The sequence below is a fragment of the Phormidesmis sp. 146-20 genome (genome assembly GCF_052939475.1).
Window position 1 is genome coordinate 93,935 of sequence record NZ_JBJPHT010000017.1, and the last position, 26,745, is coordinate 120,679.

Annotated in this window: 26 protein-coding genes; 14 read left to right on the forward strand and 12 right to left on the reverse strand. The window is 49.9% G+C overall.

Annotation, left to right across the window (positions count from 1 at the left end):
• The first annotated feature begins 13 nt into the window (after positions 1–13).
• Complete coding sequence (gene opcA / locus ACKFKH_RS15600; protein WP_446859234.1) at positions 14–1,396, forward strand: glucose-6-phosphate dehydrogenase assembly protein OpcA; 1,383 nt, start codon at positions 14–16, stop codon at positions 1,394–1,396.
• Between the two features lie 376 nt (positions 1,397–1,772).
• Here the strand turns inward: opcA and ACKFKH_RS15605 are convergent, their stop codons facing one another.
• The 3 genes from ACKFKH_RS15605 to ACKFKH_RS15615 all read right to left on the reverse strand — a co-directional run bounded on the left by ACKFKH_RS15605 (position 1,773) and on the right by ACKFKH_RS15615 (position 6,259).
• The gene (locus ACKFKH_RS15605) at positions 1,773–3,323 is read right to left on the reverse strand and encodes an FkbM family methyltransferase (protein ID WP_446859235.1); all 1,551 of its coding nucleotides are present in this window, start codon (positions 3,321–3,323) and stop codon (positions 1,773–1,775) included.
• A 44-nt stretch (positions 3,324–3,367) separates the two neighbouring features.
• A complete protein-coding gene (locus ACKFKH_RS15610) occupies positions 3,368–5,860 on the reverse strand; it encodes an O-antigen ligase family protein (protein WP_446859236.1) in 2,493 nt (830 codons plus the stop codon).
• A gap of 96 nt (positions 5,861–5,956) precedes the next feature.
• Positions 5,957–6,259 carry a zinc ribbon domain-containing protein gene (locus ACKFKH_RS15615; RefSeq protein ID WP_446859237.1) on the reverse strand — a complete coding sequence of 101 codons (303 nt, stop codon included), beginning with the start codon at positions 6,257–6,259 and terminating at the stop codon, positions 5,957–5,959.
• Between ACKFKH_RS15615 and ACKFKH_RS15620 the strand changes: the two genes are divergently transcribed.
• Positions 6,226–6,486 carry a hypothetical protein gene (locus tag ACKFKH_RS15620; protein WP_446859238.1) on the forward strand — a complete coding sequence of 87 codons (261 nt, stop codon included), beginning with the start codon at positions 6,226–6,228 and terminating at the stop codon, positions 6,484–6,486. The genes ACKFKH_RS15615 and ACKFKH_RS15620 overlap by 34 nt on opposite strands.
• Positions 6,487–6,496: 10 nt before the next feature.
• Here ACKFKH_RS15620 and glnT read toward each other — a convergent pair whose 3' ends face one another.
• The 4 genes from glnT to ACKFKH_RS15640 all read right to left on the reverse strand — a co-directional run bounded on the left by glnT (position 6,497) and on the right by ACKFKH_RS15640 (position 10,924).
• A complete protein-coding gene (glnT, locus tag ACKFKH_RS15625) occupies positions 6,497–7,855 on the reverse strand; it encodes a type III glutamate--ammonia ligase (protein ID WP_446859239.1) in 1,359 nt (452 codons plus the stop codon).
• 172 nt (positions 7,856–8,027) lie between these two features.
• Positions 8,028–8,756 carry an SDR family oxidoreductase gene (locus ACKFKH_RS15630; protein ID WP_446859240.1) on the reverse strand — a complete coding sequence of 243 codons (729 nt, stop codon included), beginning with the start codon at positions 8,754–8,756 and terminating at the stop codon, positions 8,028–8,030.
• Between the two features lie 991 nt (positions 8,757–9,747).
• A complete protein-coding gene (locus ACKFKH_RS15635; protein WP_446859241.1) occupies positions 9,748–10,554 on the reverse strand; it encodes a HEAT repeat domain-containing protein in 807 nt (268 codons plus the stop codon).
• Positions 10,555–10,705: 151 nt separating this feature from the next.
• Positions 10,706–10,924 (reverse strand): hypothetical protein, encoded by a 219-nt coding sequence (locus ACKFKH_RS15640; protein WP_446859242.1) that lies wholly within the window; start codon positions 10,922–10,924, stop codon positions 10,706–10,708.
• Positions 10,925–11,001: 77 nt separating this feature from the next.
• Between ACKFKH_RS15640 and ACKFKH_RS15645 the strand changes: the two genes are divergently transcribed.
• From ACKFKH_RS15645 to ACKFKH_RS15655, 3 genes are read left to right on the forward strand one after another with little or no spacing between them, the layout of a single operon-like run.
• Complete coding sequence (locus tag ACKFKH_RS15645; RefSeq protein WP_446859243.1) at positions 11,002–11,157, forward strand: hypothetical protein; 156 nt, start codon at positions 11,002–11,004, stop codon at positions 11,155–11,157.
• A gap of 8 nt (positions 11,158–11,165) precedes the next feature.
• Positions 11,166–11,399 carry a hypothetical protein gene (locus ACKFKH_RS15650; RefSeq protein WP_446859244.1) on the forward strand — a complete coding sequence of 78 codons (234 nt, stop codon included), beginning with the start codon at positions 11,166–11,168 and terminating at the stop codon, positions 11,397–11,399.
• Positions 11,368–12,093, forward strand: a complete 726-nt coding sequence (locus ACKFKH_RS15655; RefSeq protein WP_446859245.1) for a Uma2 family endonuclease — start codon at positions 11,368–11,370, stop codon at positions 12,091–12,093. Before ACKFKH_RS15650 ends, ACKFKH_RS15655 begins: the two co-directional genes overlap by 32 nt.
• 358 nt (positions 12,094–12,451) lie before the next feature.
• On the opposite strand, the gene ACKFKH_RS15660 is transcribed toward ACKFKH_RS15655, so the two are convergent.
• A complete protein-coding gene (locus ACKFKH_RS15660; RefSeq protein WP_446859246.1) occupies positions 12,452–13,321 on the reverse strand; it encodes an SDR family oxidoreductase in 870 nt (289 codons plus the stop codon).
• A 28-nt stretch (positions 13,322–13,349) separates the two neighbouring features.
• Positions 13,350–14,003, reverse strand: a complete 654-nt coding sequence (locus tag ACKFKH_RS15665) for a cysteine hydrolase (RefSeq protein ID WP_446859247.1) — start codon at positions 14,001–14,003, stop codon at positions 13,350–13,352.
• A 125-nt stretch (positions 14,004–14,128) separates the two neighbouring features.
• On the opposite strand from ACKFKH_RS15665, the gene ACKFKH_RS15670 reads away from it, so the two are divergent.
• From ACKFKH_RS15670 to ACKFKH_RS15685, 4 genes are all read left to right on the forward strand, one after another.
• Positions 14,129–15,028: a LysR substrate-binding domain-containing protein gene (locus ACKFKH_RS15670; RefSeq protein ID WP_446859248.1), complete on the forward strand. Its 900-nt coding sequence runs from the start codon at positions 14,129–14,131 to the stop codon at positions 15,026–15,028.
• Between the two features lie 286 nt (positions 15,029–15,314).
• Entirely contained in the window at positions 15,315–15,983 is a 669-nt protein-coding gene (locus ACKFKH_RS15675; protein WP_446859249.1) for a response regulator, read from the forward strand.
• A 24-nt stretch (positions 15,984–16,007) separates the two neighbouring features.
• Positions 16,008–17,966 (forward strand): CHASE2 domain-containing protein, encoded by a 1,959-nt coding sequence (locus ACKFKH_RS15680; RefSeq protein WP_446859250.1) that lies wholly within the window; start codon positions 16,008–16,010, stop codon positions 17,964–17,966.
• A gap of 106 nt (positions 17,967–18,072) precedes the next feature.
• A complete protein-coding gene (locus ACKFKH_RS15685; RefSeq protein WP_446859251.1) occupies positions 18,073–18,834 on the forward strand; it encodes a DUF928 domain-containing protein in 762 nt (253 codons plus the stop codon).
• 22 nt (positions 18,835–18,856) lie between these two features.
• Here the strand turns inward: ACKFKH_RS15685 and tsaD are convergent, their stop codons facing one another.
• The gene (tsaD, locus tag ACKFKH_RS15690) at positions 18,857–19,906 is read right to left on the reverse strand and encodes a tRNA (adenosine(37)-N6)-threonylcarbamoyltransferase complex transferase subunit TsaD (RefSeq protein WP_446859252.1); all 1,050 of its coding nucleotides are present in this window, start codon (positions 19,904–19,906) and stop codon (positions 18,857–18,859) included.
• Positions 19,907–20,075: 169 nt separating this feature from the next.
• Between tsaD and ACKFKH_RS15695 the strand changes: the two genes are divergently transcribed.
• From ACKFKH_RS15695 to ACKFKH_RS15705, 3 genes are all read left to right on the forward strand, one after another.
• Positions 20,076–20,576 carry a Photosystem I reaction center subunit III gene (locus ACKFKH_RS15695; protein ID WP_446859253.1) on the forward strand — a complete coding sequence of 167 codons (501 nt, stop codon included), beginning with the start codon at positions 20,076–20,078 and terminating at the stop codon, positions 20,574–20,576.
• Positions 20,577–20,601: 25 nt separating this feature from the next.
• Positions 20,602–20,727: a photosystem I reaction center subunit IX gene (locus ACKFKH_RS15700; RefSeq protein ID WP_446859254.1), complete on the forward strand. Its 126-nt coding sequence runs from the start codon at positions 20,602–20,604 to the stop codon at positions 20,725–20,727.
• A 95-nt stretch (positions 20,728–20,822) separates the two neighbouring features.
• Positions 20,823–21,431, forward strand: a complete 609-nt coding sequence (locus ACKFKH_RS15705; protein ID WP_446859255.1) for a DUF3318 domain-containing protein — start codon at positions 20,823–20,825, stop codon at positions 21,429–21,431.
• A gap of 6 nt (positions 21,432–21,437) precedes the next feature.
• Here ACKFKH_RS15705 and ACKFKH_RS15710 read toward each other — a convergent pair whose 3' ends face one another.
• Positions 21,438–22,022 carry a Uma2 family endonuclease gene (locus ACKFKH_RS15710; RefSeq protein ID WP_446859256.1) on the reverse strand — a complete coding sequence of 195 codons (585 nt, stop codon included), beginning with the start codon at positions 22,020–22,022 and terminating at the stop codon, positions 21,438–21,440.
• A gap of 37 nt (positions 22,023–22,059) precedes the next feature.
• The gene (gene mrdA / locus ACKFKH_RS15715) at positions 22,060–23,883 is read right to left on the reverse strand and encodes a penicillin-binding protein 2 (protein ID WP_446859257.1); all 1,824 of its coding nucleotides are present in this window, start codon (positions 23,881–23,883) and stop codon (positions 22,060–22,062) included.
• A 375-nt stretch (positions 23,884–24,258) separates the two neighbouring features.
• On the opposite strand from mrdA, the gene ACKFKH_RS15720 reads away from it, so the two are divergent.
• Positions 24,259–25,386: an ABC transporter ATP-binding protein gene (locus tag ACKFKH_RS15720; protein WP_446859258.1), complete on the forward strand. Its 1,128-nt coding sequence runs from the start codon at positions 24,259–24,261 to the stop codon at positions 25,384–25,386.
• Positions 25,387–25,428: 42 nt separating this feature from the next.
• The gene (locus ACKFKH_RS15725; RefSeq protein WP_446859259.1) at positions 25,429–26,550 is read left to right on the forward strand and encodes an ABC transporter substrate-binding protein; all 1,122 of its coding nucleotides are present in this window, start codon (positions 25,429–25,431) and stop codon (positions 26,548–26,550) included.
• Positions 26,551–26,745: the final 195 nt, after the last annotated feature.

Genomic DNA, 26,745 nt, shown 5'->3' on the forward strand with positions numbered 1-26,745 from the left:
CCTCATCCCTCTTATGTCTCCTAAATCTGCACCCGTCGTCCCCCTTCAGCCGCTCCAGGCTCCCAAAGATGTCTCGATCAGTGAGATTGAGGCAGAGCTTTCGAGTATTTGGCAAAGTTATAGTGTTGCGAGTGATGGCTCGGCGCTGGCCGCTACGAGAGCTACGACCTTTACGCTGATTGTCTATGAGCCGGAGGAAACTCAGCAAATGTTGGCGACGTTGGGCTTCTATACGGGCCCGATCGACGGCATTGACGGCCCACGGACTCAAGCAGCGATTCGGGCGGCTCAAGCAGAATTTGGACTACCCGTAGACGGCAAATCTACGCCAACGCTACTCGAAAAGCTGCGGATGGCACTGGCAAAACAGAAAGGTCAGCTTCCGCTAAAGGCTGAAGGCGATAGCGCTCCCCAATACACTCCTGATGCTGAAGGGGCAGGCATTGCCGACGCGATCGCCAGTCAAAATCCCTGTCGGATTGTTTCCCTCTTTCCGATCGTGGGTGAGGATGAAGGCGTGACGGCTCAAGTGTCTGCTTACTGTCCCATTAACAAGCAGAGTCGCAGTGCTTTAGTGTGTGGCGAATACATTACGCTCAAGGGTACGGAGTCGGCGCTCGATCGCATTAGTACAATGGTTTCGTCGCTGTTGATTAGCGAGTTGCCCCGCTTTTTGTGGTGGAAGGCGACTCCCAATCTCGATTTGCCTTTGTTCTCGCATCTCTACCGGGTGTGCAATGCGGTCATTGTTGATTCTAGTCGCTTTAAGGCTGACCCAGAGGGCGATCTGCTCAAGCTGGCTAGCCTGATCGAAGATGGCGTTCAGATTGCTGATTTGAACTGGCGGCGATTGTCTGCCTGGCAAGAATTATCGGCTGAGGCCTTTGACCAGCCAGAACGACGAGCCGCTGTGTGGGAAGTCGATCGCGTCGTCATTGATTACGAAAAAGGCAATCCGACTCAGGCGATGATGTTTTTGGGCTGGCTGGCCAGTCGCCTCAGATGGGAACCAGTCTCTCGTCACAAAGAAGGCGACATTTACGATCTGGAGCGCGTTCACCTGGTTGGGGCGAATGGTCGAGCGATCGAGGTGGAGTTGGCAGGCATTCCGACCGCAGATTCGGGTGATGTGGCTGGAGATCTGGTCAGCATCAAACTGACTTCGACTAATCTTCACGCTGATTGCTGTACGGTTCTCTGTTCTGAGACGACGGGCTGTATGCGAATGGAAGCGGGCGGTGGGGCCCAATCTTGCCGCATCAATCAAGTGACATCACTCGATGATCAAAAGGCTGAAACCCTTCTCAGTGAGCAACTACAGCGCTTGGGACGCGATGCTTTATATGAAGAAAGTCTGGCGATCGCTGCAAAGGTGCTGAAGTTGTCTGCGAGCTAGCTTAGCGCGATCGAGTTATTTTAGATTCCCAATTTCGCAAAGGAGTTGGGAATTTTTGATTTGGCAAGACTTAAGAAGGACTAAAAACGGACATGATGAAGCTGTACAGTGAGGCGTTTTAGAGGGCGTAGGACGGGATGCTAAGGAACGCGAGTTTATTAACCTGAAATTCTCTAAATATGCTTGGTCGGTTGATTTTGGCTTCGTTTTAATGGGTAGCAGCCCTCTAAATCCCTCAAATTTGGGAGACTTGGAAGCTCAAACTCGTTTTGAATTCCAGAATTTTTTTGATGTCAAAGTCCCCCAGAATGGGAGATTTAGGAGGCGTTTCCGGATCTGAGAGCGAAGCGGAGAGGTGCATCGAATTTGCGTTTGGTTAGCACTTGGTTGCAGGCAGCGCGATTATATTGAGTCCGTGTAAGGCTTCGAGAGTGGCGATCGGCACCAATTTTTGCAAAAAAGGCTGATAGCGAAACAACTGATAACCCTTTGAGATCAGCAATTCGGCTACCGGAAGATTACTCCCTTTGCTGCCTGCAATGTTTTCATACAAGATCACAGGTGCAAACTCTGACAACAGGCGATCGCTGCCCAACAACACCTGGACTTCATGACCTTCAGCATCAATTTTGAGAAAGTCAACGCGATCGAGATGTTCTGATTGAATTAGACTATCCAGGGTAAAACAATCGACCGATTCAGCATTTTTGTCTTCAGCACTGATGGTCAATTCGTTCATTTCGCTGGCTGACTTGATGAGAAGATTTGCTTTTCCGGTGCGATCGCTGGCGGCTCCTGCACAGATTTTTACCTGAGAAAATTGATTGATTTGACAGGTTTCTTGGAGGCAGCGAACACACCCTGAGAATGGCTCAACAGCCAAGACTTTACCCGTTTTACCGACTCGCCGCGCAGCGCTAAAGGTATACAGTCCGACATTTGCGCCTACATCAATTACCGTCATTCCTGCTTGAATTGAGTTGCGCCAAAACTCCATCTCTTTCTCAAACCAATCTCCTTCTGCAATCAAAACACGAGTGACAATGCTGCGAAACGTTGCCTCAATTGCTATTAGTTCACCTTCAAAAAGCGTGTAAGTGATTGGGTCATCAATGGCACCTTTACTCCAGTTCCAACTGATAGAATCATGCTCTTTTTGAGCTACATTTTGAGCCGCACATAACCAAAAGTTTGCCGTTTCTAGCTGCTTTAAATCGCGATAAACCAAATACAAAGATTGCAAAATTAACGCATTGGTTGGATCAATTTGTCTGGCTCGATGAAGATACAATAACCCTTCAACCTGCTGATTTGATAAACTCGAAATTCCTAATTGTAAATAGGTGAATGCTGATTGAGGAAAAAGTTGAGCCGTCAATGTGAGAAACCGTAATCCTAAAGTGTTGTAAAAAACAAGTTGCGACCGCCCCATCACTTCACACAACACCATAAGCGCCTGACCATAAGCATTCTCAAGATGCAAAATTTGTTCAAGTTTTGAAGCTCGATCGCGGGTCGATGCCAGAGGAGCGATCGGTAAGTAAATTAAGCCTGAAGGTTCGTCTATCAGATCAGCCGCTTGAAGTAGGTTAATAAATGCTGGAAAAGCCAATTCCATCGCAGCGTCGGCGTTGCCAATTAGACTTTGAATGAGTGCCAAATGTGCAACACAGAGGGGATGATCACTGACTCGATCGTTCAATAAATTTAGGGCAGTTTCTAGATAAAACGTTCGCCTAGATAAGTCCGAGCATTGGTCAGCTTCAATTAAAGCAATCACCGCGACGTTGCTACAGTCTAAAGCAGATTGAGGATCATCCCAGTTGGTTGTTTCTAAAAGTTGAGTCAATCGAAATTGAACGTCTAGGGTGAGAGAGACTTGATTGGTTTGCAGAAAATGCGCGTAAATTTCAGCAGATTGGGTCATTACTTTAAGAAAAATTAGAAACAATAAATGAGTATTTGTGCAGTTTATAACTGCTTGAGTAAGGCATCTCGATCGCCCTGCAAAGCTGAGTCCAACTCAGGAAAGTAAATTTGAGATGGCAGCAGTTCTTTGAGTAAATTGTGGAGCGCGATGTTTTCAGAAATCGTGAGAAAGTCTTTGGGAACTGGCCCATCGACATGACGACTCAGAATATTGAACCCCGGACGCGATCGCCGCACCTCTCTAGACGGTGCATTCTGCTTGATCCATTGGTCAAGACTGGTGGAGGTTGCCATGCTGTCTGCCAGTTGTTGAATGATTTCTGGAGGCGGAGCGGTGCGATTTTCGGTAATCCAGGCTTTTTGCAGCAAGTCCAATCGTTGAGGCGGGTTGAGCCAGGCGGCGATCGTCAGTCCTCCTGCCGTATTTTGAATCTTTTGCAGATCTACCGATTTTCCTTGTGCCAGGTCGAGAATGGTGCGGCTGACATCATTGCCATAGGGTTGCAAGTCCGATCGGGCGGCGGTCAAATTTCCTGTCCACCAATACAATAAGCCTCGACTGTTGTGCAAATGAGTGTTAAAAATTCCTGGTTGAGAATGCTTTTGTAACAGCGTGTTGTACTGCGTTTCTAACTGTTTGAGCGCTTGAGTGTAAACGGGTTGCAGTTGGGGCGTTTTCCAGACTGGACTGCTGACTAGAATTGGGTCGCGGAGGAGTTCTAGCACGATCGCTTTAACTGCTAAATCGGGTTTGACTCCCAACAGGCCAAAGCCCAAACTATAGAATGTGCCTCGTTTTGCGGGTATCAACTGCGCCGATCGCCCAAATGCCTGCACTGCACTTTTTGCGTCTCGATTTAACAATAGCCAGCCGAGATTGGTCTGCCCAAATTCTTGATAAGGGGCGGCTTGGTTGCCTTTGATCAGTTGAGGAATGGCTCGATTGACCAGGGCGCGATCTTCTGTTCTCAAGCCCAAGTCTCCGAGCGTCCAGCCCAGTTGATAAGCGTAGTACGGCTCCCAGGGAGCTAAGGTTTGTGCTTGAGTTAACTGTTGCTCAAAGGTGTTGAGGCTGTCTTGTCGTGCTTGCGGCGTTTTTGCGTCTTCTAGCTGACCCAGAGCAGCAAACCCTTGACTAGAGAGCATCCAGGCGCGATGAATGGGCATTAGGGAAACCGCGATCGCGGCCACGATTGAGAGACCTGCGATCGGGAGAAGCCGGGTGAGGGGTGAGGGGTGAGGCGGGAGGCGGGAGGCGGGGCGGAATTGGGAGGCGAGAACTGCTAGAAAAATTACCAGGGTTCCGCTAATGCAAACATTGTCAAGCTGGTAGTCGGTGAGGCTTTGGACGCTGTAGGCTAACAATCCTGCTAAAAGACTGCCGATTAGAATAGGATTCAGCGCGTCGTCTTTTTGGGTTGACTTTTGCCAACGGAGGGCGAGAGACGGGAGGAGAACGATCGCTCCCAACAGCGGCAAGATTCCCCAGATACCGAGGTTTGCCCAAAGCTGAATCGGAGTGCTGTGGAGTTGGAAAATCATCTCAGCTTCTCGACCCGCCCAAAAGGGACGATATTTCTGAAACAGCAGCAGTTCTCCGCCCAGTCCAACTCCCGTCAGGGGATGTGTGATGCCCATTTGCCAGCCTGCGGTTGCTGAAATCAGACGATACGCGAGTTCTCCAGAGACGTTGGTGCCAGAGAGGAGCGATCGCAGTCGGGGATTCGTGAAGGCAGCGATCGCCACAACTGCCAACAGTCCCACACCAGAGAAGACCAGCCAGCGACGCGGAAGTTGACTTTGCCAAATCAGTACTGCGAATCCAGCTACCAGCGCCACCGCCAACCCCAACAAGCCGCCTCTCGAACTCGTCGTATACAGATCAATCAAACCCAACCCAACACCAGCACCCCACAACCAACGCCGCCAGCCCGTTTGAGCGAAACACAACCCAACAAGCAGCGGAATCGCCAGCATCAGATAGCCCGCCACGTAGTTTTGGTGTCCGATTGGGGCCCAATTACGAAGCTGAATGTCAGAAAAATCAAAGGGCAAACTCACCCCAAACTGTTGTCTAATTTCCTGCAATCGCCCCAATTCTGGCATCAGGGTTTGACTGATCCACAACCCCAAACTCAGAGTAATAAAGGCTAGATTCAAATAACCTTGTCCGACTAGAAGATTCAACCGTCGCTGAGGTGTTTTTAACCAATCGTTGAGGGCGTAAAGTGCCGCGATGAAACAAAGCGCCGCCCACGCATACCACCGCGCCTGATTGGGAAACTCTGCCAATGTGGAGGAGAGAATGAGGCCAACGATCGTCACTCCTACCAGATAATCCAGCCTATTCCCCAGCCCATGTAGCCCTTTGTGACTCCAGACCAACCCCAACAGCCACAACACCGCACACAGCAGCCCAATCTGCCAAACCCCCACCCACGGCCACGACACCATCAAACTATGGCTATCTGGCAACAGCGTGAAAGCACCATAGAAAAGAGCAACGAGTAGAGCCAGGAGAGGAAGGTCGGACATGGGAGGGATGAGGGATGAAAGGGAAAAGCGAAGTTGGAGGCGGTGAGGCTAAGGGAATTGCGGATCAGCACGATAACACTCTTTACTTTGTACCGCTCATAATTTACTAACGTTTGCTAACAAACTGAAATCTTCCTGCTTCAACTCGGAGAAGTCGGCTTCACCCGATCCACAGGCTGACACGGGATGGCTTCCCGCGGTTTTCAAATTGATTGCCGCATTCAGATCTCGGTCAAGACTGAATCTGCAATGCTCACAGGTGAACATGCGCTCAGAGAGGGTGAGTGCTTCTTTTTTGGCTCCACAATTCGAGCAAGCTTTACTCGATGGAAACCAGCGGTCTACGATGATGAGTTTTCTTTCATTTGAGGGGCGATCGGTTTTGGCATCTAGTAGCAAATCCCGTCTGCAAAAATCATCATTGGGCTTTTGATCGAGGTTGGTTTGGCATTAGCGATCGCTACAGAATTGTAGTTCCGCCCGATCGCGTTCATGAAGACGCTTTGGAGAATACGCGATCGCTAAGAGCATTTGATGGAGAAGCTATTCTTTTGCCTGATCAGGAAGGCTACAGACCTAGACTGGATGCTTTGGTGTGGCATCGCTCTTTTTGGAAGATTGCTTGAGTTATCTGGTTTAGAAGAACTTTAGATAGCGTTGGGTTTCCCAGTCGGATACGTGATTGTGATACTCAAACCATTCTTGTGTTTTGAAATCGATGTAGGTTTTATGCATTAGTGATCCCATAACGGATTGACTGAGGGGATCGATCGCAAAGGCTTCGATCGCTTCTCCTAGCGTTCGCGGGAGTGTTTTAATTCCCATGTTGGCGAGTTCTGCTGGTGTGTAGGTGTACATGTTTTCGGTGTGGGGTTCACCGGGGTCTAAGTCTTCTTGAATGCCTTCTAATCCGGCTGCGAGAATCATGGCCGCTCCCAGGTATGGATTGCTTGAGATGTCGGCGGCGCGGCATTCTACTCGTCCTCCACCTAGTGGGATGCGTAGCATGTTGGTTCGGTTGTTGTTGCCGTAGCAGATGTAGATGGGTGCCCAGGTAAAGCCTGACATGCTGCCTCGTGCGATTAGGCGTTTGTAGCTGTTGACGGTGGGCGCGATGACGGCACAAATGGCGGGGGCATGACGGAGTATGCCTGCGATGAATTGATAGCCTAATTTTGATAATCCACAGTGGCGGGAATCTTGACGATCGCTAAATAAGTTTTCTCCGGTTTTGAGGTCTGCCAGCGACATATTGTAATGGGCCCCGCTGCCTGTGCGATTGGCGAATGGTTTGGGCATAAAGGTGGCAAAGTAGCCATGCTTGCGGGCGATTTCTTTGACCATCACGCGAAAGAAGGTGAGGCGATCGGACATGGTGAGGGCATCTGCGTAGGCAAAATCGGTTTCAAATTGACCGTTGCCGTCTTCGTGGTCAAAGGAGTACACATCCCAACCGAGATGATTCATGGCTTGTACAATTTCATCGACCCAGGTGTAGTTGTCGAGTAGTCCTTGCAGGTCGTAACAAGGTTTGTCGAGGATGTCTCGATCGCTGACGGGAATGGCTTTTCCGGGTTCGTCTTTGAGGATAAAGAATTCTGTTTCGATGCCGAGATTAAACTGAAACCCTTTGTCTGCGGCTTGTTGTAAAACGGATTTGAGGATGCTGCGACAACAGGCTTCAAAGGGTTTGCCCTGTAGGTATAAATCGCTGGCGAACCAGGCCATTTCTGAGTTCCAGGGGAGAATGGTGGCGCTTGCGGGGTCGGGCATTGCGGCGACTTCTTCATCGTTTACGGCTTGCGGAACGCCGTCTAATGCGGCTCCTGTGAATAATTCTGAACCCTGCATCATCTGGTCAAAGTGGGTTAGTGGCACCATTTTGGCTTTGCACATGCCATGAATATCGACAAAGCTGGCGATCGCATACTTTACGCCTTGTTTTTCGAGGGTGGTTTTTAGTTGCTGTCGTTCTAAATTAGAGTCGTGGCTCATAGGTTTGGAAGGGTATATGATCAGTGAGGTGATTGGTGAGATGAACGCTGGTTACAATAGGTCTGGCAATGCTGAAGGGATTGTTTTCTCAAACGTCGATCGACTACAAATTGAATAAATCGTAGTCTGTGTTGAGCTGTGAGGAACGCACCAATTTTTATGCAAAATGCGCTTATTTGAACCTACGCATCTCTTGGGGTTTGGCGAAGCGTCCGGGGGGGATGTGAACTAGGCGACGCTGACGGCGATCGGGGTCTGAAAGCAGTTCGTTGAGTAGGGGTGTTTCGACGGGGCCGGGACAGAGGGCATTGACGCGAATGTTTTGGCGGGCGAACTCGATCGCTATCTCGCGGGTCAGAGAAAGAACGCCGCCTTTGCTGGCTGTGTAGGCGATTTGGGGGGTGGCTGCTCCCATGAGGGCGACAAAAGATGCGGTGTTGATGATTGAACCGCCGCCTGCTCTCTGTAAGGCTGGAATTCCATATTTGCAGCCGAGAAATACGCCTTTGAGGTTGACGTTCAGGGTTAGATCCCACACGTCTTCTTCGGTTTCTAAAACAGAGCCGTCTTGAGGGTGAAAAATGCCAGCATTGTTGAAGAGAATGTTTAATCGTCCGTAGTGGGCTTCGGCGGTGGCGATCATTGCCTGGACATCGGCGGCTTTGGAGACATCCGATCGCACTGATTTTGCTTCGCCGCCTGTGGCTTTGATCAGGGTAGCGGTTTCGGCTGCGGAGGTTTCGTTGCGATCGCAAACGACGACGGCGGCTCCTTGTTGAGCAAATAACAGCGCTGATTCGCGACCAATGCCAGGCTGCGACTTCTGTCCAGGGTTCTCCGGTGGCTGGATCGATGAGACGGGTAGTTTTGTGGGAGGTTGCGGGAGTGCGATCGCCGCCAATCAAAAGGAGTTCCATAAGCGATGAGCGTTGAGGAAAGGGGTGTTTTGAATTGGATCGTTAAAGGCTTTGGCAAAACGGGCTATCGGGTCACAGTGTCTTCTATTTCTAAAGCGTTTGCAGATGGATAGAACACAACTCCGATCGTCATTCTCAGCTTGTCCGATCGTCGATTTCGATTTCTAAATTCTTGTGATGAGCCCGTCTCGTTGACACGATGGGAAATAGCATCGCTCACATTTGTCTAATTCAAGACTTGAGTTTGGACTCATAGTGAGTCTCAGACAAGAATGTGAGATAACCAATTCCAGTTGTGCTGAAGGTAGATCGAGGTCAAATCGTCTGTCTCTTATATCTAATCTAAGACTTAGTATTGGACTTATAATAAGTCTCATATGAGATACTAGAGACAAACAAATCTTAGTTACAAAAGGTCAGGTCGAGCTTGTACTCAATTAGTTTGAATGGAATAAACAGAACTGGGTTATTTCCGATCGCTTCACCAACGTTTGGTCTGCCTGAACGAAAATATTTATCTCACTTATCTAGTATGAGACTTAAAATTGGACTTAAGGTGAGTCTCAAATGAGACTTTAGAGACAAAATATTTTAGAGAGAAATTGAGAAAAGTGCGGGGTGATTTGCAGCGATCGCCGACCTTCTAATCTCAAAAAAATTAAAGCGATGGATTGGTTAGCCCCTGTTAGAGTGTGTTGAGTGAGGCTGAATGTTGAGGGGAGCGATCGCACTTGACCCATCCTTTTCAAGGAAAAGTTTCCAGTATCAAGCAATCTCACCTTGAAAAACAGCCTTAATTTTTAGTCCAATTTTAGTCCAAGCTAAATTGTTAGCAAGATTTGAATTCGTGGAAGTGCCTGTAGAAGCCAGGTTTGAGAAGATTAAGTGTGATTGAACTCTTGCGTAACCCGCAGAAGTTCCACCCTCAAAGCCTCCTCTTATTAACCTCTTCAAATACGCTACTTTTGGACAGCTTTAGAGTAGTGAATCCATCAAGGTCATGACGTGAATAGCTCCCTCTGACAAGTTGGGAAGCCCACTTTTACGCACCTGATGTTCGAGTAAACCTTTGAGAGCGATGAGTTTTAGACTATTTTCGGCCAGAGTTTGCGCGATCGCGTCTGCTGCCGGAAGATAGCCAATTGCTCCCAAGTCTGCCAGTGCCGATCGACGAAGCTGTAAATCTGCCCCTTTGAGCGCCGTGACCAACCGATCGCCATACTGATTTTCGTGAGTCAATTGGTAAAGGGCCCGAGCCGCCGAATAGCGAACGCGATCAACAGAATGTTCTAGAAAGGGATGAATGAGAGGAATTGCTTCGATCGCGCCCAGTGTCCCCAATGCTTCCAAAATTGCGTCATAAGGTTGCGGATAGTCAGGTCTAACCGGGGAAGGCTCCGTCCCCAAAATTTCATTCTTGAGCAACTGAATCAAAGTTGGAATACTGCGGCCATCACCCAACATTTCTAACGATTGTGCAGCGGCTTCTCGAACATAAAAATCAGTAGAAGCCAAACTTTGAATTAAGGCAGAAACGGCGCGTTGGTCACCCAATTTTCCTAAAGCTCTCGCTGCATTGCGTCTCAGGGGATAGCCTCCCGCCTCGGTGCGATCGGCTTCATCTTCTAGCGCCTCGATCAAAGCGTCTACTGCTCCTGGCTCCTCCACCCGAAACTTACCCAACCACCAGGCCGCATAAACGCGCAAACCCAGGTCAGGCGATCGCAAGTTAATAACAGCTTGAGCGGGGGTTAGTTGTTCGCCAGGAGGAATGTCAGACATACAAACAATGAAGGTGGACTGTGAAAGGATTTTAGCGTGAATTTGAGCTTGAACCTTGAACTCTAGACTTTGGACAAGAAAGCTCGCGGTTTCAAAATGAAGGGGAACTGTGAGGGCTAGGTTTCCTTTCGAGTAAGCATAACAACTGGGGCTATGGAAGGTTTGGAAACAGTGGAGACGCACTGCCCCGATCGCGCTTCTTAGCTTTGGTTGCCGTGAGTTCGCTCCGAATCCGTTCTAGCAAAACTGATGCAGGTTCCTCATTTGGGTCTTGCGGCACAAGTTCACCCTGAAAGGCTTTCTCTGGCGATGCAGGAGTGAGGCGATCGACCTGGGCATGTGGTCTAATTGCACTACTAATTGATTGCACTCTAACACTCACCGATCTTCGACAAAGCTTCGGCATCCGACTCAATCCCAGTGATCCCTTCTTTTCCCATAGTCGTCGTGAAATTGGTCGTTATTTCTCCGTTGCTCGACCTTGCAGGCTTCTATCAGCCCCCTTTTCTCATCAAAACTGAAGTCAGCACTACACTGGAAATTGAGGACGACCCCAATATTTCACCGATTCAAGGCAAAGTCGCTATCCCACATAACTTCTGACGACAACTATGCGACCCATCACTCTCCTTCCCCCCAAACTCTTAGCCCAAGCAATCGCAGGCAATCCCGAAAACCTGCAATCCTTTCTCATTCAAGCGATCGAACACGAAATCGAACGCCATCAACCTCCTACACCCAAATCAAATTTCTGGGAAAGTGTCGAACGCCTCCGCGCCGAGATGCAGGCAGAAGGCATCGAGATCAATCCTGATGAAATTTGGAGTAGTTTGCGCGATCGCTGATCTCATCACAGATAGCATTCCTAACTTGAGAAAACGAGTTGACATCATGACACTTGCTATTCCAATCAAAGAGATCGAACTTGCCCCTGGCAGCACAGTCAGCATTCACAACCTCTCTTGGCAAGACTTTGAAACGCTCCTTGCTGAACTAGGTGAGAAGCGCAACACCCGCATCGCCTACTATCAAGGCACTCTAGAAATCATGTCCCCGCTAGCTCTTCACGAACGCCCTCACCGCATCATTGCCGACATCATCAAAGTGCTTCTAGACATTCAGGGACGCGACTGGGAAGATTTCGGCTCCACCACCCTTAAGCGTCCCGAAGTCGCAGGCGTTGAACCCGATACCTGTCTCTACATTCAAAACGTCGATCAAGTCAGAGGCTGCACCAATCTAGACTTAGATAGTTACCCACCGCCCGACCTTGCGATCGAATCCGATGTCACCTCAATTACAACCGTCAAAGCTTATCAAGCCATGCGCGTTCCTGAAATTTGGATCTACCGCAATCAAACGCTAAAAATCAACCTGCTCGACGGAAACAGCTACATTGAATCTTCCAACAGCCTCACCTTTCCCGATTTGCCCATCACAATGCTCATCCCGCAACTCGTACAACGCGCAATCGATCAGGGAACCAGCCAAATGCTTCGAGACCTCAGAACTCAAGTTCGTCAGCCTAACCAACAATGAGCAACTTTCACGGTAAAGATGACTCCGCACCCTACTTCTCTGACTCGATCGGAGATTCAAACTGTGCTGCCAAGTTTTGAGTTTAACGAGAAGAATACCTGGCGATTAATATTAACGTGAATTCGACAAAGGTTTTCCGCTTCGTTACTCAACGCTTCTGCCCCCCAACCCCCCAATTTTGGAGGACTTTCGGGCAAGATCTCTGGTTCAAAGTCCCTCACTCGTGGGGGATTTAGGGGGCGTTCCCGGATCTGAAAGCGAAGCGAAGCGTTCATCGAATTGGCGTTAATGTTAGCGTCGTGAGAGCAGTCGGAGGGCATCTATGATTCGTGCAGGAAGTCTAGCGATCGAGTGCAAATCACCTAGGATCGAAGTTGAACTGGGTTTGAGCATAGTATTGAGCAAATTCTTTGTAAGTCGTCGCGGGATGATGTGTTAGATCGGAAACAGTACTGGTTACCGCAGACCCCGCACCTCGCCTCCAAGCCGCAAATAGCTCTAACTCAGCGTCCAGATACCATTCTGGTTCTCCATTTGCGAGTCGAGCAGCTTTCAGGTCTGCGGGTAGAAGATCAACATATTGGACAGTCCGCCCCAGTGCTTCTGCAAAAATATCCGCAATCTCGTCGAAGGCGATCGCTTGCTCACCCGTCAATACATAGCTCTGGTTTTCATGTCCTGATTCTGTTAGACAGACTGCTGCGACCGCTGCCACATCCCGCGCATCTACATGAGAGATTTTGGTGTTGCCAACGCAATTATAGATACAGCCAGTTTGGGCAATTGTTTGAGAAAACCAACGCATATTTTGCATCAACATATTCGGACGAAGGTGTGTCCAGGCAATGCCTGACTGTTCTAAATGTTCTTCAATCTGACGATGCCATTGCTGAAAGGTACTAGGGATTTCGCCTACTCCCATCACAGAAAGTTTGACAATCTGCCGGATGCCTGCCCGTTTTGCCGCATCAATGAATGCACACTCAAGCTCGACTTGATTTAACAGATTAGGCAACACCAAAAACGCGGTTTCGATGTCTTGCAAAGCTGCATTCAAGGTTTCGGGTTGGGATAGGTCACCGATCGCGAGTTCTATTCCTGATTCAACAAGATTTGAGGCTTTTTGCGGGTCGCGCACCAATCCTCGAATGGTAGTGTTGTGTTTGAGCAAAGCCTGAATGACTTCACCGCCAATATTTCCGGTTGCGCCAGTGACTAAGATTGTCATCAAAGTTCTCCTCTAAGTCAGGAAATTTTTAGAATGAGTGCTGCTTAAGAATGCTGCCTATAGTTGCAACCTCTGTGATCCAGGCATCTCCCGCAAATTCAAGGCTGGCTAAAGACCGTTGAGCCGCGACTTCATCACCCGCTCCGCACGCATCTCTCACAATGATTGGAATAAAACCGAGATCAGATCCGTGGCGGACAGTAGGTTCAATCCCAACTTCCATAGCAATGCCCACGATCATCACTGCATTGATGCCACAATCTCGCAGCGCCAGACTCAAAAATGTGCTCTCAAAGGCTGACATCGTGATTTTGTCAAAAATGACTTCAGACGGCTGGGGTGAGAGTTCTGGAATCAGTTGGAATCCTGGCGCATCTCTAAGAAACCAGGGCTTGACTTCTTGAACATGAGTGACACGCTGCCATGCCATCGCCGATCGCAGTTGAGACACTCCTGCTGCCTCAATGGGTAACGACAAATGACGGCTAAAAAAGATGCGAATTCCAGCCGCGCGAGCTGCATTTAACACAGTAAGCACCTGAGTAGTAATGCTTTGTGCGCGTTCTTGAGTAAGTTGATTGAGAATGCCGATCTGCATGTCATAGACCAGCAAAGCGACTCGCTGAGGATGACACGCTTCTTGCAGCGTTTGCGGAATGTTTAGCCCAAAAATCTGTTCCATACTGACTCTTTTTATCAGTTTTCAGCATCAGTTCTGTTCTTCGTTAGCAGTATAAGATCGCTCCATCAGGATGACTAGACTGCTAATATGAAACACATTGTTTCTTGGGTGGAACAATCTTGCCGATGCCAGACCTGAATGCTGTATCTATTTTTGTCAAAGTTGTGGAATGTCGTAGCTTTTCCCAAGCGGCGCGAGAATTAGGACTACCCAAAGCAACCGTGAGCCGCAAAGTCGCTGTGCTAGAAGCAAGTTTGGGGATAGAACTCATCCATCGCACGACTCGCAAGCTGTATTTGACAGAAGCTGGAAACCTTTACTTTCAACGCTGTCGCAATGCTTTAAGTGAGATTGTAGAGGCAGATCAAGCCATTGCCTCATTACAGGTTAAGCCGCAGGGAACCTTGAGAATTACGGCTCCTTTGATCTTTGGAATGACCGTTTTGGGCGAGTGGGTAGCTGAATTTTTGCAGCAGTATGATCAGGTTGAGATTGAGGTCTTGCTGAGTAATCAGAGCCTTGATCTCAAGACTGAGGGCCTTGATGTTGCTTTTCGGTGGCAGGCTGATCTGAGTGAATCTTTTCAGGAAGTCCAAAAGGCGGTGAAGCAGGTTGCTTATTGGGTTTGTGCCAGCCCAAGTTATTTACAGCAGTTTGGAGAGCCGAAAGTTCCACAAGATTTAATCCAACATTGCTGTCTGGTGTTGTCTTCTCGATCGCAGCCTAATCATGCAAACTGGCAATTCATCAACTCAAGCAAAACGATTGAAACCGTGAAAGTGTCAGGAAAATTGGTGGTCAATGATTTAATTTTGGCAAGACAGGCAGCGATCGCCGGAGCAGGAATTGCATACTTGCCAGAAACCATTCTGATAGAAGCACTAGAAGCAGGCAAGCTCACCCGAATTCTGCCGACATGGAGAGCAAAGGAAAAAACGCTCTATGTTACTTGTCCCAACTCCCTTTATCTATCCTCAAAAGTTCGTGCTTTTCTAGATTTTGTTGCAGGAAAGTCTTTTGAGTGAATTGTCTGAGTGAATTGTCTCGGCTCAGTCGCGATCGTGCCTAACATTTCTTCCTCAAACTCTTTTCTTTCTCAACCTCTTTGTTGCAACAGTGGGATTCTTGAAGATCTTGCAGACATCGAGCAGACTCGATTGCGCTTTATCGCAAACTTAACGGCGCGTCTCCACAACCTGATTTGACTGACAAACGCAGTGCGCGATCGAAAGGATTCGCCTATTGTGGGAAGATAGCTTGTTCCTACGAAGTTGCACGTGGAACTGCACTAGTCCCCGCTTGTCGCTGACCATGACCCAAATCCCTCAGACAGAGAAACAAACTTTTTTAGTGGTGGATGACCATGCCCTTGTGTTAGGTGGCACCCTTGGCATCTTACGGCAGGAATATCCAGAGGCGGAAATCTTCACCGCTTCGACCGCGCAGGAAGCTCTACGGCAGGTCGAACAAACTCACCCTGATCTGGTGATTGTAGATCTAGTCATGCCAGACACGATCGGCGATGTCGCTCAAGCTAATTCTGGACTTCAACTGCTCAAAACTTTAATGGAACAATATCCCCATCTGAACCTTGTGGTACAAAGCGCCCACGTTCGGACACTGGTCTGGCTCAAACCATCGATCGACGGTCACCTGGGCGGATTCACGGTCGTTGATAAAAGCCAACCCGCGAAGGATATGCTAACAATGGTCGATTGGGCACTACGAGAGCGAACCTATACGCCCAAAGAAATCCGCAACGGCGTACAACTTAAACCGGGTTGGATGCAGGTACTACAGTTGGCATTTCAGGAAGGCTTGCAAGATACCGCGATCGCCAAACGCATGAATGTCTCAGAACGAACCGTGCAATACTATTGGACAAAGATTCGAGATGTGTTGGAGGTATATCCACATGACAATAAGAACCTGAGAATTCAAACCGAGTTGCGGGCACGAGAAGAAGGACTTCTGGATTAAGAATTCTAAATTGGGTTCAAATACATGTCCAAGCTCTTTGGTGAAATCAAAACTGAGGCAAGCTATTGGTGGCGAGGAGTGCTACCAGGGCTTGTGGTGATCGTTGGGGTAATCCTGGCTCGGCTAACAGGGTCGCTTCAGTTTTTGGAACTAGTCACGTTGGACAAATTTCTCCGGCTGCGTCCACCCGAACCGCAAGACGATCGCATTGTGATTGTGGGCATCACTGAGGAAGACATTCAGCGCACTCGCACCTACCCGATTCCTGATCGCGTCCTTGCCGATTTAATCCAGCGATTACAAACTTACCAACCCAGGGCGATCGGACTGGATATTGTGCGAGATGTGCCCGTCGAACCCGGTCATGCCGCATTATCATCGGTGTTTCGCACCCACAAAAACGTGATTGGAGTCGAGATCGCTCTGCCCGATCGCAGTGGTTTCACTGTCGCACCGCCGCCTACTCTACCCTCCGAACAAGTAGGCTTTGCCGATGCTGTTTTGGATGCCGATGGCTTTCAGCGCCGTAGTTTGTTGGGCACTCATAACTTACAGCAAGACTATCGCTTTTCCTTCACCATTCGCCTTGCAGAGCAATATCTTGCTGCCCAGGGAATTGAGCTAGAGAATGGAGTGCGTGACCCCGATGCCATGCGATTGGGTCAAGTTGAACTAACGAGAGTGCAGCCCAATTTTGGCGGATATGTCAACACCGATGCAGGCGGCAATCAGATTATGCTCAATGTTCGCAGTGGAGCAACGCCGTTTCGGGTATTGTCTCTTGCCCAGATTCAGTCGGGAGTCAATCGAGAGTGGCTGCGGGGCAAGATTGTGCTTGTGGGTGTGATGTCTTTGAGTGCCAAAGATCTCGCAAGTTCGGGTGCGTTGAGCGCAGAGCGCAACTCCGAAGGAACCGCAGGTATCAATCCAGGGCGAGTTTACGGGGTTGAAATGCAAGCCCATGCAATCAGTCAAATCCTCAGTGCAGTGCTGGATCAGCGATCGCTACTTCAGGTTTGGGCGACGGGATGGGAACTAGGGTGGATTGTGGCATGGGGACTGTTAGGCATGAGTCTAGGACGGCTATTGCGATTCGCTCCGCGAAGCTCCGAAGGATCGCCCTGGAAAATCCTTTTTGGGCTAATCATTCTCTGTAGTAGTTTGATTGGAATCAGCTACGGGCTAATTATTTTAGGGTGGTGGGTGCCGATCGTTCCAGTATTGCTAATTCTAGTGCTCAATGGAACTGGCTTAACCGCAGCCCTGGTTTACCGTCGTGAACAAGAACTGCAACTGCGACTGGAGGAGCGTCAGTTTGTAATCGAACAGACTTTTAATGCCATTCATAGCGGCCCTTTGCAAACGTTGGTTCAGATTCTCAGAACGGCTCAATCTCAGGAACCTCCGCCGCCCTTTCTACCAGACTTGCAGCGCTTGAGTCAGGAACTACGAGCGATTTACGGATCAGTGCAGCGAGAAACCATTGATACCAAACCTCACTTACAGTTGGGAAGTGCGATCGAACTCGCCCTACAAGCTCCGCTACACGAATTGCTCTACAAAGTCTACTGCAACACCTTAGAACAAGAACTCCCTCACCTCAAACCACTCAAATCCAAAATTGTCCAATTCGACCCGCTGAACACTCGCAACCTGCGACTAGAACACAAACGAGGACTGTGCCGCTTTCTCGAAGAGGCCCTCTACAACGTGGGAAAACATGCGACAGGAGCCACTCGCCTCACCGTGATTTGTACTCAAGAAGAAAACCAGCAGATCATTCGAGTCATCGATAATGGAATAAATCATTCCAGTGATCTGGATGTATCAGAACCCCCCAAACACCAAACTTCGGGACTAGGAACCCAACTAGCAAACAATCTGGCAAAACAACTTGGCGGGAAGTTTCGGCGCTACCCAAACCAACCAAAAGGAACGGTGTGTGAGTTAGTATGGTCAGCTAACCACAGGTGGTTTTGGTAATGACCCAGACATTGCACTTTCCCGCAATCAAAGCTTACAGGTAGCCTCCTGGTCAGCTTGTCCATTTCCACCTATTGTAGAAAGCAATCATAGGGGGACTCACGCTATGACTAACTTATTGAAAACTCGAACTCATGCCCTGATAGCTAGTTTTGTGTTTGGTCTGGTGCTCTGGGTTGCGCCAGTAGCCATCGCAAAATATCGTCCCCCTAAAACGCCTTCCACACCCAGAGGGACTGGCACGAATACCACTCGTGGAGGTAGTTGTGATTCTAGTGGAAATCCGCGCAGTGACCGCCGCCCAGAGGTTGGATTGACTCCACTCGCACCGCTCAGTCATATTGGGCAAACGACTTCTCAGCATCCTACCTTTGTCTGGTTTGTGCCCGATCGCCAGTCCTACTCGCTGCAATTTCGACTGTTTACAGCGACGGGTCAAAGGCTCTATACGGCTGCAATGCAGAGTCAGCCGGGAATGATGCAGGTTTCGTTGCCCCAAACTCAGCCAGGGTTGGCGACTGGACAAGCTTATGTCTGGCAAATCGTCTTAGTCTGCAACCCAAAAACACCCTCGAGGAATGTGGTGGCAACGGCAGAGATTGCAGTCATCAGACCCAGTGCTGCCCTGCAAACTCAACTCGCGGCTGCTCAAACGCCTCAACAGCGGATCAACCTGTATGCTGAGTCAGGGCTGTGGTATGACGCGCTGACAGAAGCCCGCAGAAATCCTCAAAATCAGGTAGTCATCTCAGATCTGCTAAATTCGCTTGCAAGTTCGGAAGCGCAAACCTGGAAGGTGTGGAGCGATCAACTAAAGCAGATTGAAGCAACCCTTACACTATCTGCAAAGCAGCGCAAACAGCAATGACCCTTACCAGATCTGCGCCTGATTAGAGCTTCTTCTGGTACAGCTTCATCACCTCTGAAACGGGCAGTCTTGACAGCGCTCCCAGGGTTAAGGGCGATCGGTGCCCTCGCTCCAAATGTTCTGCCGCCGCACAGCCAATCATCGCGGCATTATCGGTGCAGTATTTCAGAGGGGGAAACATCACCTTAAGATTGTGCTGACTCGCTGCCGCTTGTAGATGTTGACGCAGACCACTGTTGGCCGCCACGCCACCCCCGATCGCAATCGTCGTCAAGCCATAATCCAACGCACAAGCGATCGCTCGTTTGGTCAAGGCCCGCGCCACGGTTGCCTGAAAACTTGCGGCCAGATCTTCTACAGGTAAGGGCTGCTCGGTTTGCTGAAGTTTTTGAGTCAATCGCAGCACGGCCGTCTTGAGTCCGCTAAAGCTGGAATCATAGGGATGGTAGCCGCCTTCTGGTCGAGAGACCTGCCCCTCTGGAAGCGGAAAGGCTTTGGGATTGCCCTGGGAAGCGAGACGATCGAGAATCGGGCCACCCGGATACCCCAACCCCATCAGCCGAGCCACTTTATCAAACGCTTCTCCCGCCGCGTCGTCACGAGTTTGTCCCAAAATCTCGTACAGACCGCACTCTTTGACGTAGATCAAACTGGTGTGCCCCCCAGAAACCAGCAAACAGAGAAAAGGGGGTTCCAAGGTTGGGTCGCTCAGATAAGAAGCGTAGAGGTGTCCTTCGAGATGATGAATACCGAGAAACGGTTTGTGATGAATCAGAGCTAACGTCTTGGCGGCCGTCAAACCCACGAGTAAGGCACCGACCAGACCAGGGGCGCAAGTGGCTGCAATGCCGTCAATCTCTGACCACTGTAGGGTTGCTTCCTCTAGAGATTGAGCGATCGCTTGATTGACAATTTCTACATGCTGGCGAGAAGCCACTTCGGGCACGACTCCCCCATACTGGCGATGAATGGCGACCTGAGACGAGACAATACTACTGAGAACTTGACGATTCTTTACGATCGCAACCGCCGTTTCGTCACAACTTGTTTCAATTGCTAAAACCGTTGCCATTTGCTGGTAATTTTTGGAAGGAATGGGCTATCTCAGCGTAGCTTATTGCTTGAACTGGGCGATTCTAATTCCCATAATTAGAGAACTGAGTTTTGGCAAAACTTCGCTTTAGAAACGCTCGATCGCTTCGATACTAAAAACTTTGCACACAACAAAGGGAAACAATTTCATGCAACGATTGTTTGCTCTAATTCTCGTTCTCGCCCTTTGGCTTGGGTTTACCCCGTCTGCCTCTGCGCTCGAATCGGATGTTTCAGGACTTCTCGTTCCCTGTGGACAATCAGAAGTTTTGGCCCAACGAGTCAAAGACTCCGTAAACGCTAACGCCAAGGCTCGTCTTCAAAAATACGCCGATGCAGGCTTGCTCTGCGGTAAAGATGATGGATTGCCTCATTTGATCGCAGATGGTCGCGTTAACCACGCTGGAGAATTCATCATTCCAGGTTTGCTGTTTTTGTATCTGTCTGGCTGGCTCGGCTGGGCAGGTCGCAACTATTTGCAAACCGTTCACAAAAATGGCAACAACGAATACAAAGAAATCCAAATTGATGTGCCTGTGGCCATCGGATCTTTTGCGTCTGCGTTGCTTTGGCCGTTGATCTTTGTGAAGGAAATCCTCAGTGGCGAACTTCAAGAAGACGATTCCAAAATTCCTGTTTCACCCCGCTAGGATGGTCAGTTCTTAGGAGGCTACTATGTCCAATTTCTTGAAATATCTTTCCAATGCACCTGTTTTGGCCGTTCTCTTTACGAGTGCTGTCTTGACGGTGTTTATTTTGATCAATTCGGTTGCTCCCGATTTGCTGTTCTTGGGACAGTAGTTTTTGGGACAGTCCTACACGACAGGCAGTTTGGCCCGCCCAAAGTAAGCTAGATTGCCTGTCAACTCAGCTTCTTGCTCTAAAATCAGAACATGATGAACCCTGAGCCAGAACTTCGTCGTCTTTTAGACCTCATGCCCGCGTCTGGGCGGATGGTCACTAAGCTGGTTAGCAAGCCAGAACAGCGATCGGTGATTGATGCGCCCTTTCCGATGCCCTGGGTGCGCGATCGTCCGATTTATATCAATTTTGATTTTTGGAGTCGGCTGTCTCGTCCTCAGCGCGATCTGTTATTACTGCGAATGGTGGGCTGGCTGAGTGCGGTCAAGTGGCTCAAGCCGAATGTCAATTTGGGTCTGGTTGCGGCAGGTGCGATCGGAGTCGGAGTCGAGGTGATGCAGCAGGATTTTGTTGGGGTTGCGGCCGCTAGTGCTTTGAGCGCGATCGCCCTGTCTCAAATTTGGCGCAGCAATCGCAGTTCTCGTATCGAGTTAGACGCAGATGAAACGGCGCTAAAAGTTGCTCAACGTCGAGGATACAGCGAAACGGAAGCGGCTCGAAGCTTGCTATCTGCGATCGAACTGGTGGCCCAACTCGAAGGCCGGGGACTAAGTTTTACAGAATTGATGAGAATGCAGGCATTGAAAGCGATCGCAGGCTTCTCCCCGGTGGGTGTCCCTGACGCAATCAGACGAGAACCTTGATAAAGGTCAGGTACTCAAGACTTGTTGAGTTGTCAATTTCAAGTCTGAGAAAACGGCAGAGACGATCGGCTCATCACCCTGAAACACTTGATCATCGTAAGCGCCATCTTGCAATGTGCAGACTGTTACTTGTAATTTGAGCGGATCAACAATCCAGTATTCAGAAATGTCTAATACAGCGTACTCCGTGCGCTTGGTTCGATAGTCGTCGATCATCGCAGTAGAGGGGCTGACGACCTCTACCACCAACTTCGGCGGTTGCTCGTGGGCGCGAATCATGGCCTCTCGTTCCTCCATCGCATTCCACTGCTCGATAGGTAGGACGGTAATGTCAGGAATCCGACAAGTATCCCAACGATTGCCTCTTGGAGACTGAATGCCTACGGTAAAGCGCTGCGAAGTCCAACCAAGATTCATCCGCGCTATCTCTGCATTCAAGCAGTCATCCAGGAACTTGATAACTTTGCCATGCTTGCCCGTTCCTAAGCTCATGGGCCTTAATTCCCCTTTCACTAGCTCAAAGCGAGTCCCTAACCCGTCGTCGTAGGTCAGGTATTCCTCAAACGTCATTCTCAGCTTTGTCTGTGTCATCTGCCTCGTTGGGGCGTAGTCTCTCAATATTAGTCCTTTAATCTCTGGGAGCGGCCACCACTTCGGCCGCCTGCTTTTTGGCTTTGTCGGGGTGAAAATAGGCTTCTAGCACCTGACGCACCATCGGAGCCGCAAACGAACCGCCCCCCCCACCCGAATTTTCACCAAAGGCAACCACGACAATTTTGGGCTTATCAACCGGAGAAAATGCCCCAAACCAGGTGTGAGATTCGCGTCCAAAATCCTCCGCGGTGCCGCTCTTGCCCGCGATCGCCAGATCTGTCCCACTAAAGGCCGCTGTTGCCGTTCCGCCATTGACTACGCCCTTTAGCCCATCCTGGAGAATCTGAATCGTTTCGGGCTTGAGGTTCAGGGGTTCGCGCCAGTGTTGAGCCGATTGGTTGTCTTGTAGCAGGTGAGGTTTGACGCGGTAGCCGCCGTTGGCCGCGATCGCAAACATAACGGCAACCTGAAGCGGCGTGGTTTGCAGATAGCCTTGTCCGATCGACATGTTCACGGTGTCGCCCAGATACCAGCCTTCACGAATTTCTTTTTGCTTCCAGGCATCATCGGGGACAAGCCCAGCCGCTTCTTCGTCGCCCAGTTCGATCCCGGTTTTTTGCCCAAAGCCAAAGCGCCGCGTCCATTGAATCAGCGTCCGATCGCCTACACCCATCCCAATCTGATAGAAAAAGGTGTCACTACTCCAGGCCAGCGCCCCCACAAAGCCCTGTGGCCCAAATCCAGCATGGTTCCAGTCGCCAAAGTCAATGCCCCCGACTCTAATCGAGGCCGAAGTCGCCAAAACCGTATCGGGCGAAAATTTACCTGACTCAATCCCCGCCGCCGTCGTCACAATCTTGAACGTACTGGCAGGCGGATAGCCTTGAAGGGCACGATTGACAAACGGATGATCGGCGCTCTGCAACCGTTGCCACTGACTGTCACTGATGCGCGTCGAGAAGAGATTGGGATCGAATGCGGGACGGCTGACCATCGCCAAAACTGCCCCATTGTTGGGGTCAAGCGCCACAATCACGCCTTTGCGATTTCCCAACGCCGTTTCGGCCGCTTTTTGCAGATCAAGGTCGATCGTCAGCGTCACATCTTTTCCCGCGTGGGTTTGCTTTTCGCCGAGAATTTTGACCACATTGCCCGCACCATCGACTTCAACCTGCTGACCGCCCCACTCTCCGCGCAAATCTTTTTCTCTCGCCGCCTCAGTGCCCATCTGACCAATCACGTCTCCCAGGCGATAATTTTCGTGCTTGTGGCGCTCTAGAGACTCGTCGCTCATCTCTCCCGTATAGCCAATCACATGCGCCGCCAAGTCGCCATTGGGATAGTTGCGAACCGCTTCGGCATCAACTTGAACGCCATCTAACTCAGCCGCGTATTCGGCCAGCGCCGTCACCTTTTGGGGACTAATGCCCCGTGCGATGCGAACTCGATAGGGCGAGTTGTAGCCTTCGCTTGCGAGCCGCTTTTGGATATCTGCGACGGGAATGTGAAGAATCTGTGAAATCCGCTCCAGGGTTCTGTCCCATTCTCCACGCTTTTTAGCAAGGGGCCAGAGAAAAACCGAGTGTGACAGCCGACTGCCTGCGAGAATTTTGCCTTTGCGATCGAGAATCTTTCCCCGTTCAGGCTGTTTGGGCAGGAGTCGAATCCGGTTATTTTCGGCCAGCTTTCGATTTTGAGTGCCCTGTACCAGTTGCAGGTAGGCGATCCGACTTCCCAACCCTCCAACCACCATCACCGCCACCGCCGACATCAGAATCAACGCCTGGTTGCGCCGCCCCACACTGCGAGGATTTTTTTGATGAGCGATCGTAGCTGGAGAAGGTTGCAACAAAGTCATAGATTCCGCAACTGAAACAACATCAATCAAGAATGGACAGCCCAAAAAGTGTATGACGATATGGGGTATTTACTGACAAAATCAGGCATTCTAGGGCTAATCACTGACAAAATAACGCCAAATCAACACAGGCTCTTCAACGTTTCTTTAGATAATGTTACCTGATTGCTCGATCGGGCATTGTTTCAGATTACTTGTTTCGGGTTCAATGGGTAAAATAAGCCAGACCTGAATTTACCGATCGTTCTGCTTAGGCCCTTGACTTTTAGCGTTTTGATGGAGAGACGATAACCCCTTAATCGCTCAAATCCCCTCGTCTAAAGCTCAAATAAGGCTCAAGCCTCACAGTTCCAGTTTCACCAGGAAATCGTCACTATGTCTCAGACGGCAACGCAGAATCAGCAAGTTTCAGGCATCAACGTTGGGCTTGATGTTGAGCTGCGAAAGGTGTTTAAGGTGTTTAACGGAGAGGCGGCCGTCCGAGGGGTTGATCTCAGTATTTACCGAGGGGAATTCTTCAGTATTCTCGGCCCCTCTGGCTGTGGAAAAACGACTACCTTGAGGCTGATTGCCGGATTTGAAGCCCCGACTGCGGGAGATGTCCTGATTCGCGGAACGTCGATGTTGAATGTTCCGCCTTACCGCAGACCTGCCAACACAGTGTTTCAAAGCTATGCGCTGTTTAGCCACATGACAGTCTGGGAAAACATCGCCTTTGGGCTACGAATCAAGCACCGCAGCAGAAGTGAAATTCAGGATCGGGTGCGAGAGGTTCTAAAACTGGTCAAAATGGAGAGTTTTGCCAATCGCTTTCCCAATCAAATGTCTGGCGGTCAACAGCAGCGAGTTGCTTTGGCCAGAGCGCTGGTAAACCGTCCGATGGTCTTGTTGTTAGATGAACCGCTGGGCGCGTTGGATCTGAAATTGCGAAAAGAAATGCAGGTTGAGTTGTCTAACTTGCATCACGAACTGGGCTTAACCTTTGTGATGGTGACCCACGACCAAGAAGAAGCGTTAAGTCTGAGCGATCGCATCGCCGTCATGCACGAAGGTCAAGTCGAACAAATTGGCACCCCCAGCCAGATCTACGATCGCCCTCAATCCTCCTTTGTGGCAGACTTTATCGGCGACACCAACCTGTTTCGCGGCAAAATCGAAGGCGCACACCCCGCTATGCTGTGGATCAGAACCGAGTCGGGACTAAAAATGAACGTGCAGCCCTCAGACGTGAGCGGTCAACCTCTAACTTCTGGCTCAGTTGTCGTCAGCGTTCGTCCAGAAAAAGTGAATCTCAGCTTGGATCCCTTTGATGACCAGACCAACTGCTTTGAAGGTCGATTACAAAATGTAATGTATCTGGGAACCCATGTGCATTACGTGGTGCAATTGCGATCGGGCGATTACCTCACTGTCCGTCAGCCCAACGCGCTCAATGTTCCTTCTGCCGATACGCCGATCTTTCTCTACTGGGATGCCAGCGACTGTCTTGCTTTGCCAGGTTAACTGAATCTAGCGAGAGTTCAATTTTTAAAGCGGATGGCTGCCATGACTGACTTTTTATCTCACCGCCCATCTTTAAAGGGTCGTCGCCGTTTTTTGCAAAGCTCGATCGCGGCTGCCTCCACAATGGCGCTCTCAAGCTGTGGGTGGACGTTAGCTAAGGTGCAAACCGATCAGGTGAGACGAGGCGCGTCAGATGAACTGCACATTTACACCTGGTCAAGCTATGTTGATCAAGCTTTGATCGATGCCTTCCGGCAGCAAACGGGCATCAAAGTCATTTCTGATATTTTTGAATCTAATGAGACGATGCTGGCGACGTTTCAAGCGGGCAAAGCCGGAACTTACAGCGTGATTTATCCTTCTGACTACAAAGTGGTTCAGATGGTGAAGTTGGGCTATCTCAGCGAACTAGAGCACGATCGACTCGAAGGCATTCGCAATATTTTGCCCCGCTTTCAGCAGTCCGTTCACGATCCTGGCAATCGCTACAGTGTGCCTGTAAGTTGGGGAACGACGGGACTGATCTACAACAGCGACAAAATAACCGAGCCGCCCACCGATTGGAACTACCTCTGGGAAAACAAAGATAAGCTGTCTCGGCGGTTGACTTTGCTAGATGATATGCGCGAAGTCATGGGGGCCACGCTGCGATCTCTCGGTTATTCCTACAACTCCACCGATCCCCAGCAGATCAAACAAGCCTTCGATCGCTTGATGGAACTCAAACCCGCGATCGCCACCTTCACCTCTGACGCATGGCGCGATCAGCTTATCGCCGGAGATTTATCACTCTCAATGGGCTACTCAGCCGATGCCGTCAACGTGATGAGTGAGAGTCCCAAACTGAGATACGTCATTCCCAGCAGTGGCACTTCGCTCTGGAGCGACACAATGGTTATTCCAAAAACCGCTCCCAATCCCGATGGGGCTTATGCCTGGATTAGTTTTATGCTACAGCCCGAAATTGCTGCCAGAGTTACAGAGCGCTTATTTTTTGCCACACCCAACGCGGCCGCCTTTAACCAACTCCCCGCCAACCTACAAAACAATCAGAGCCTCTTTCCGCCCAAAAACCTTCTCGACAGATCTGAAACCCTCGCCCCCGTAGAGAAGCCCGTTTTGGAACTCTACGACAAATACTGGACGAGGCTGACGAGTAGCTAGAAGGAGGCATGAGGGAGAACTTCGATGATCTGTTCCCCCTTTGGGGGTAATCCGCTGCGCGAGGAGGGATGAGAATTGTGTTAATCCGCTGTGTGAGAGAGAGGAAGAGAGTATTGTAGAGTGGCGTAGAAAGGTCGCTAAATTAACGTGAATTCGATGGAGTTTTCTCGCTTCGTTATTCAGCACTTCTGCCCC

Excerpts from the sequence above, each read along its gene's own strand:
- ACKFKH_RS15725 (WP_446859259.1), top strand. The coding sequence starts at position 25,429 with ATGACTGACTTTTTATCTCACCGCCCATCTTTAAAGGGTCGTCGCCGT.
- ACKFKH_RS15675 (WP_446859249.1), top strand. The coding sequence starts at position 15,315 with ATGACCCAAATCCCTCAGACAGAGAAACAAACTTTTTTAGTGGTGGAT.
- ACKFKH_RS15635 (WP_446859241.1), bottom strand. The coding sequence starts at position 10,554 with ATGTCTGACATTCCTCCTGGCGAACAACTAACCCCCGCTCAAGCTGTT.
- mrdA (WP_446859257.1), bottom strand. The coding sequence starts at position 23,883 with ATGACTTTGTTGCAACCTTCTCCAGCTACGATCGCTCATCAAAAAAAT.
- ACKFKH_RS15665 (WP_446859247.1), bottom strand. The coding sequence starts at position 14,003 with ATGGAACAGATTTTTGGGCTAAACATTCCGCAAACGCTGCAAGAAGCG.
- ACKFKH_RS15605 (WP_446859235.1), bottom strand. The coding sequence starts at position 3,323 with ATGACCCAATCTGCTGAAATTTACGCGCATTTTCTGCAAACCAATCAA.
- ACKFKH_RS15610 (WP_446859236.1), bottom strand. The coding sequence starts at position 5,860 with ATGTCCGACCTTCCTCTCCTGGCTCTACTCGTTGCTCTTTTCTATGGT.
- ACKFKH_RS15720 (WP_446859258.1), top strand. The coding sequence starts at position 24,259 with ATGTCTCAGACGGCAACGCAGAATCAGCAAGTTTCAGGCATCAACGTT.
- ACKFKH_RS15650 (WP_446859244.1), top strand. The coding sequence starts at position 11,166 with ATGCGACCCATCACTCTCCTTCCCCCCAAACTCTTAGCCCAAGCAATC.
- ACKFKH_RS15710 (WP_446859256.1), bottom strand. The coding sequence starts at position 22,022 with ATGACACAGACAAAGCTGAGAATGACGTTTGAGGAATACCTGACCTAC.
- ACKFKH_RS15660 (WP_446859246.1), bottom strand. The coding sequence starts at position 13,321 with ATGACAATCTTAGTCACTGGCGCAACCGGAAATATTGGCGGTGAAGTC.
- ACKFKH_RS15695 (WP_446859253.1), top strand. The coding sequence starts at position 20,076 with ATGCAACGATTGTTTGCTCTAATTCTCGTTCTCGCCCTTTGGCTTGGG.
- ACKFKH_RS15655 (WP_446859245.1), top strand. The coding sequence starts at position 11,368 with ATGAAATTTGGAGTAGTTTGCGCGATCGCTGATCTCATCACAGATAGC.
- ACKFKH_RS15680 (WP_446859250.1), top strand. The coding sequence starts at position 16,008 with ATGTCCAAGCTCTTTGGTGAAATCAAAACTGAGGCAAGCTATTGGTGG.
- ACKFKH_RS15685 (WP_446859251.1), top strand. The coding sequence starts at position 18,073 with ATGACTAACTTATTGAAAACTCGAACTCATGCCCTGATAGCTAGTTTT.
- tsaD (WP_446859252.1), bottom strand. The coding sequence starts at position 19,906 with ATGGCAACGGTTTTAGCAATTGAAACAAGTTGTGACGAAACGGCGGTT.
- ACKFKH_RS15700 (WP_446859254.1), top strand. The coding sequence starts at position 20,602 with ATGTCCAATTTCTTGAAATATCTTTCCAATGCACCTGTTTTGGCCGTT.
- glnT (WP_446859239.1), bottom strand. The coding sequence starts at position 7,855 with ATGAGCCACGACTCTAATTTAGAACGACAGCAACTAAAAACCACCCTC.
- ACKFKH_RS15670 (WP_446859248.1), top strand. The coding sequence starts at position 14,129 with ATGCCAGACCTGAATGCTGTATCTATTTTTGTCAAAGTTGTGGAATGT.
- opcA (WP_446859234.1), top strand. The coding sequence starts at position 14 with ATGTCTCCTAAATCTGCACCCGTCGTCCCCCTTCAGCCGCTCCAGGCT.
- ACKFKH_RS15705 (WP_446859255.1), top strand. The coding sequence starts at position 20,823 with ATGAACCCTGAGCCAGAACTTCGTCGTCTTTTAGACCTCATGCCCGCG.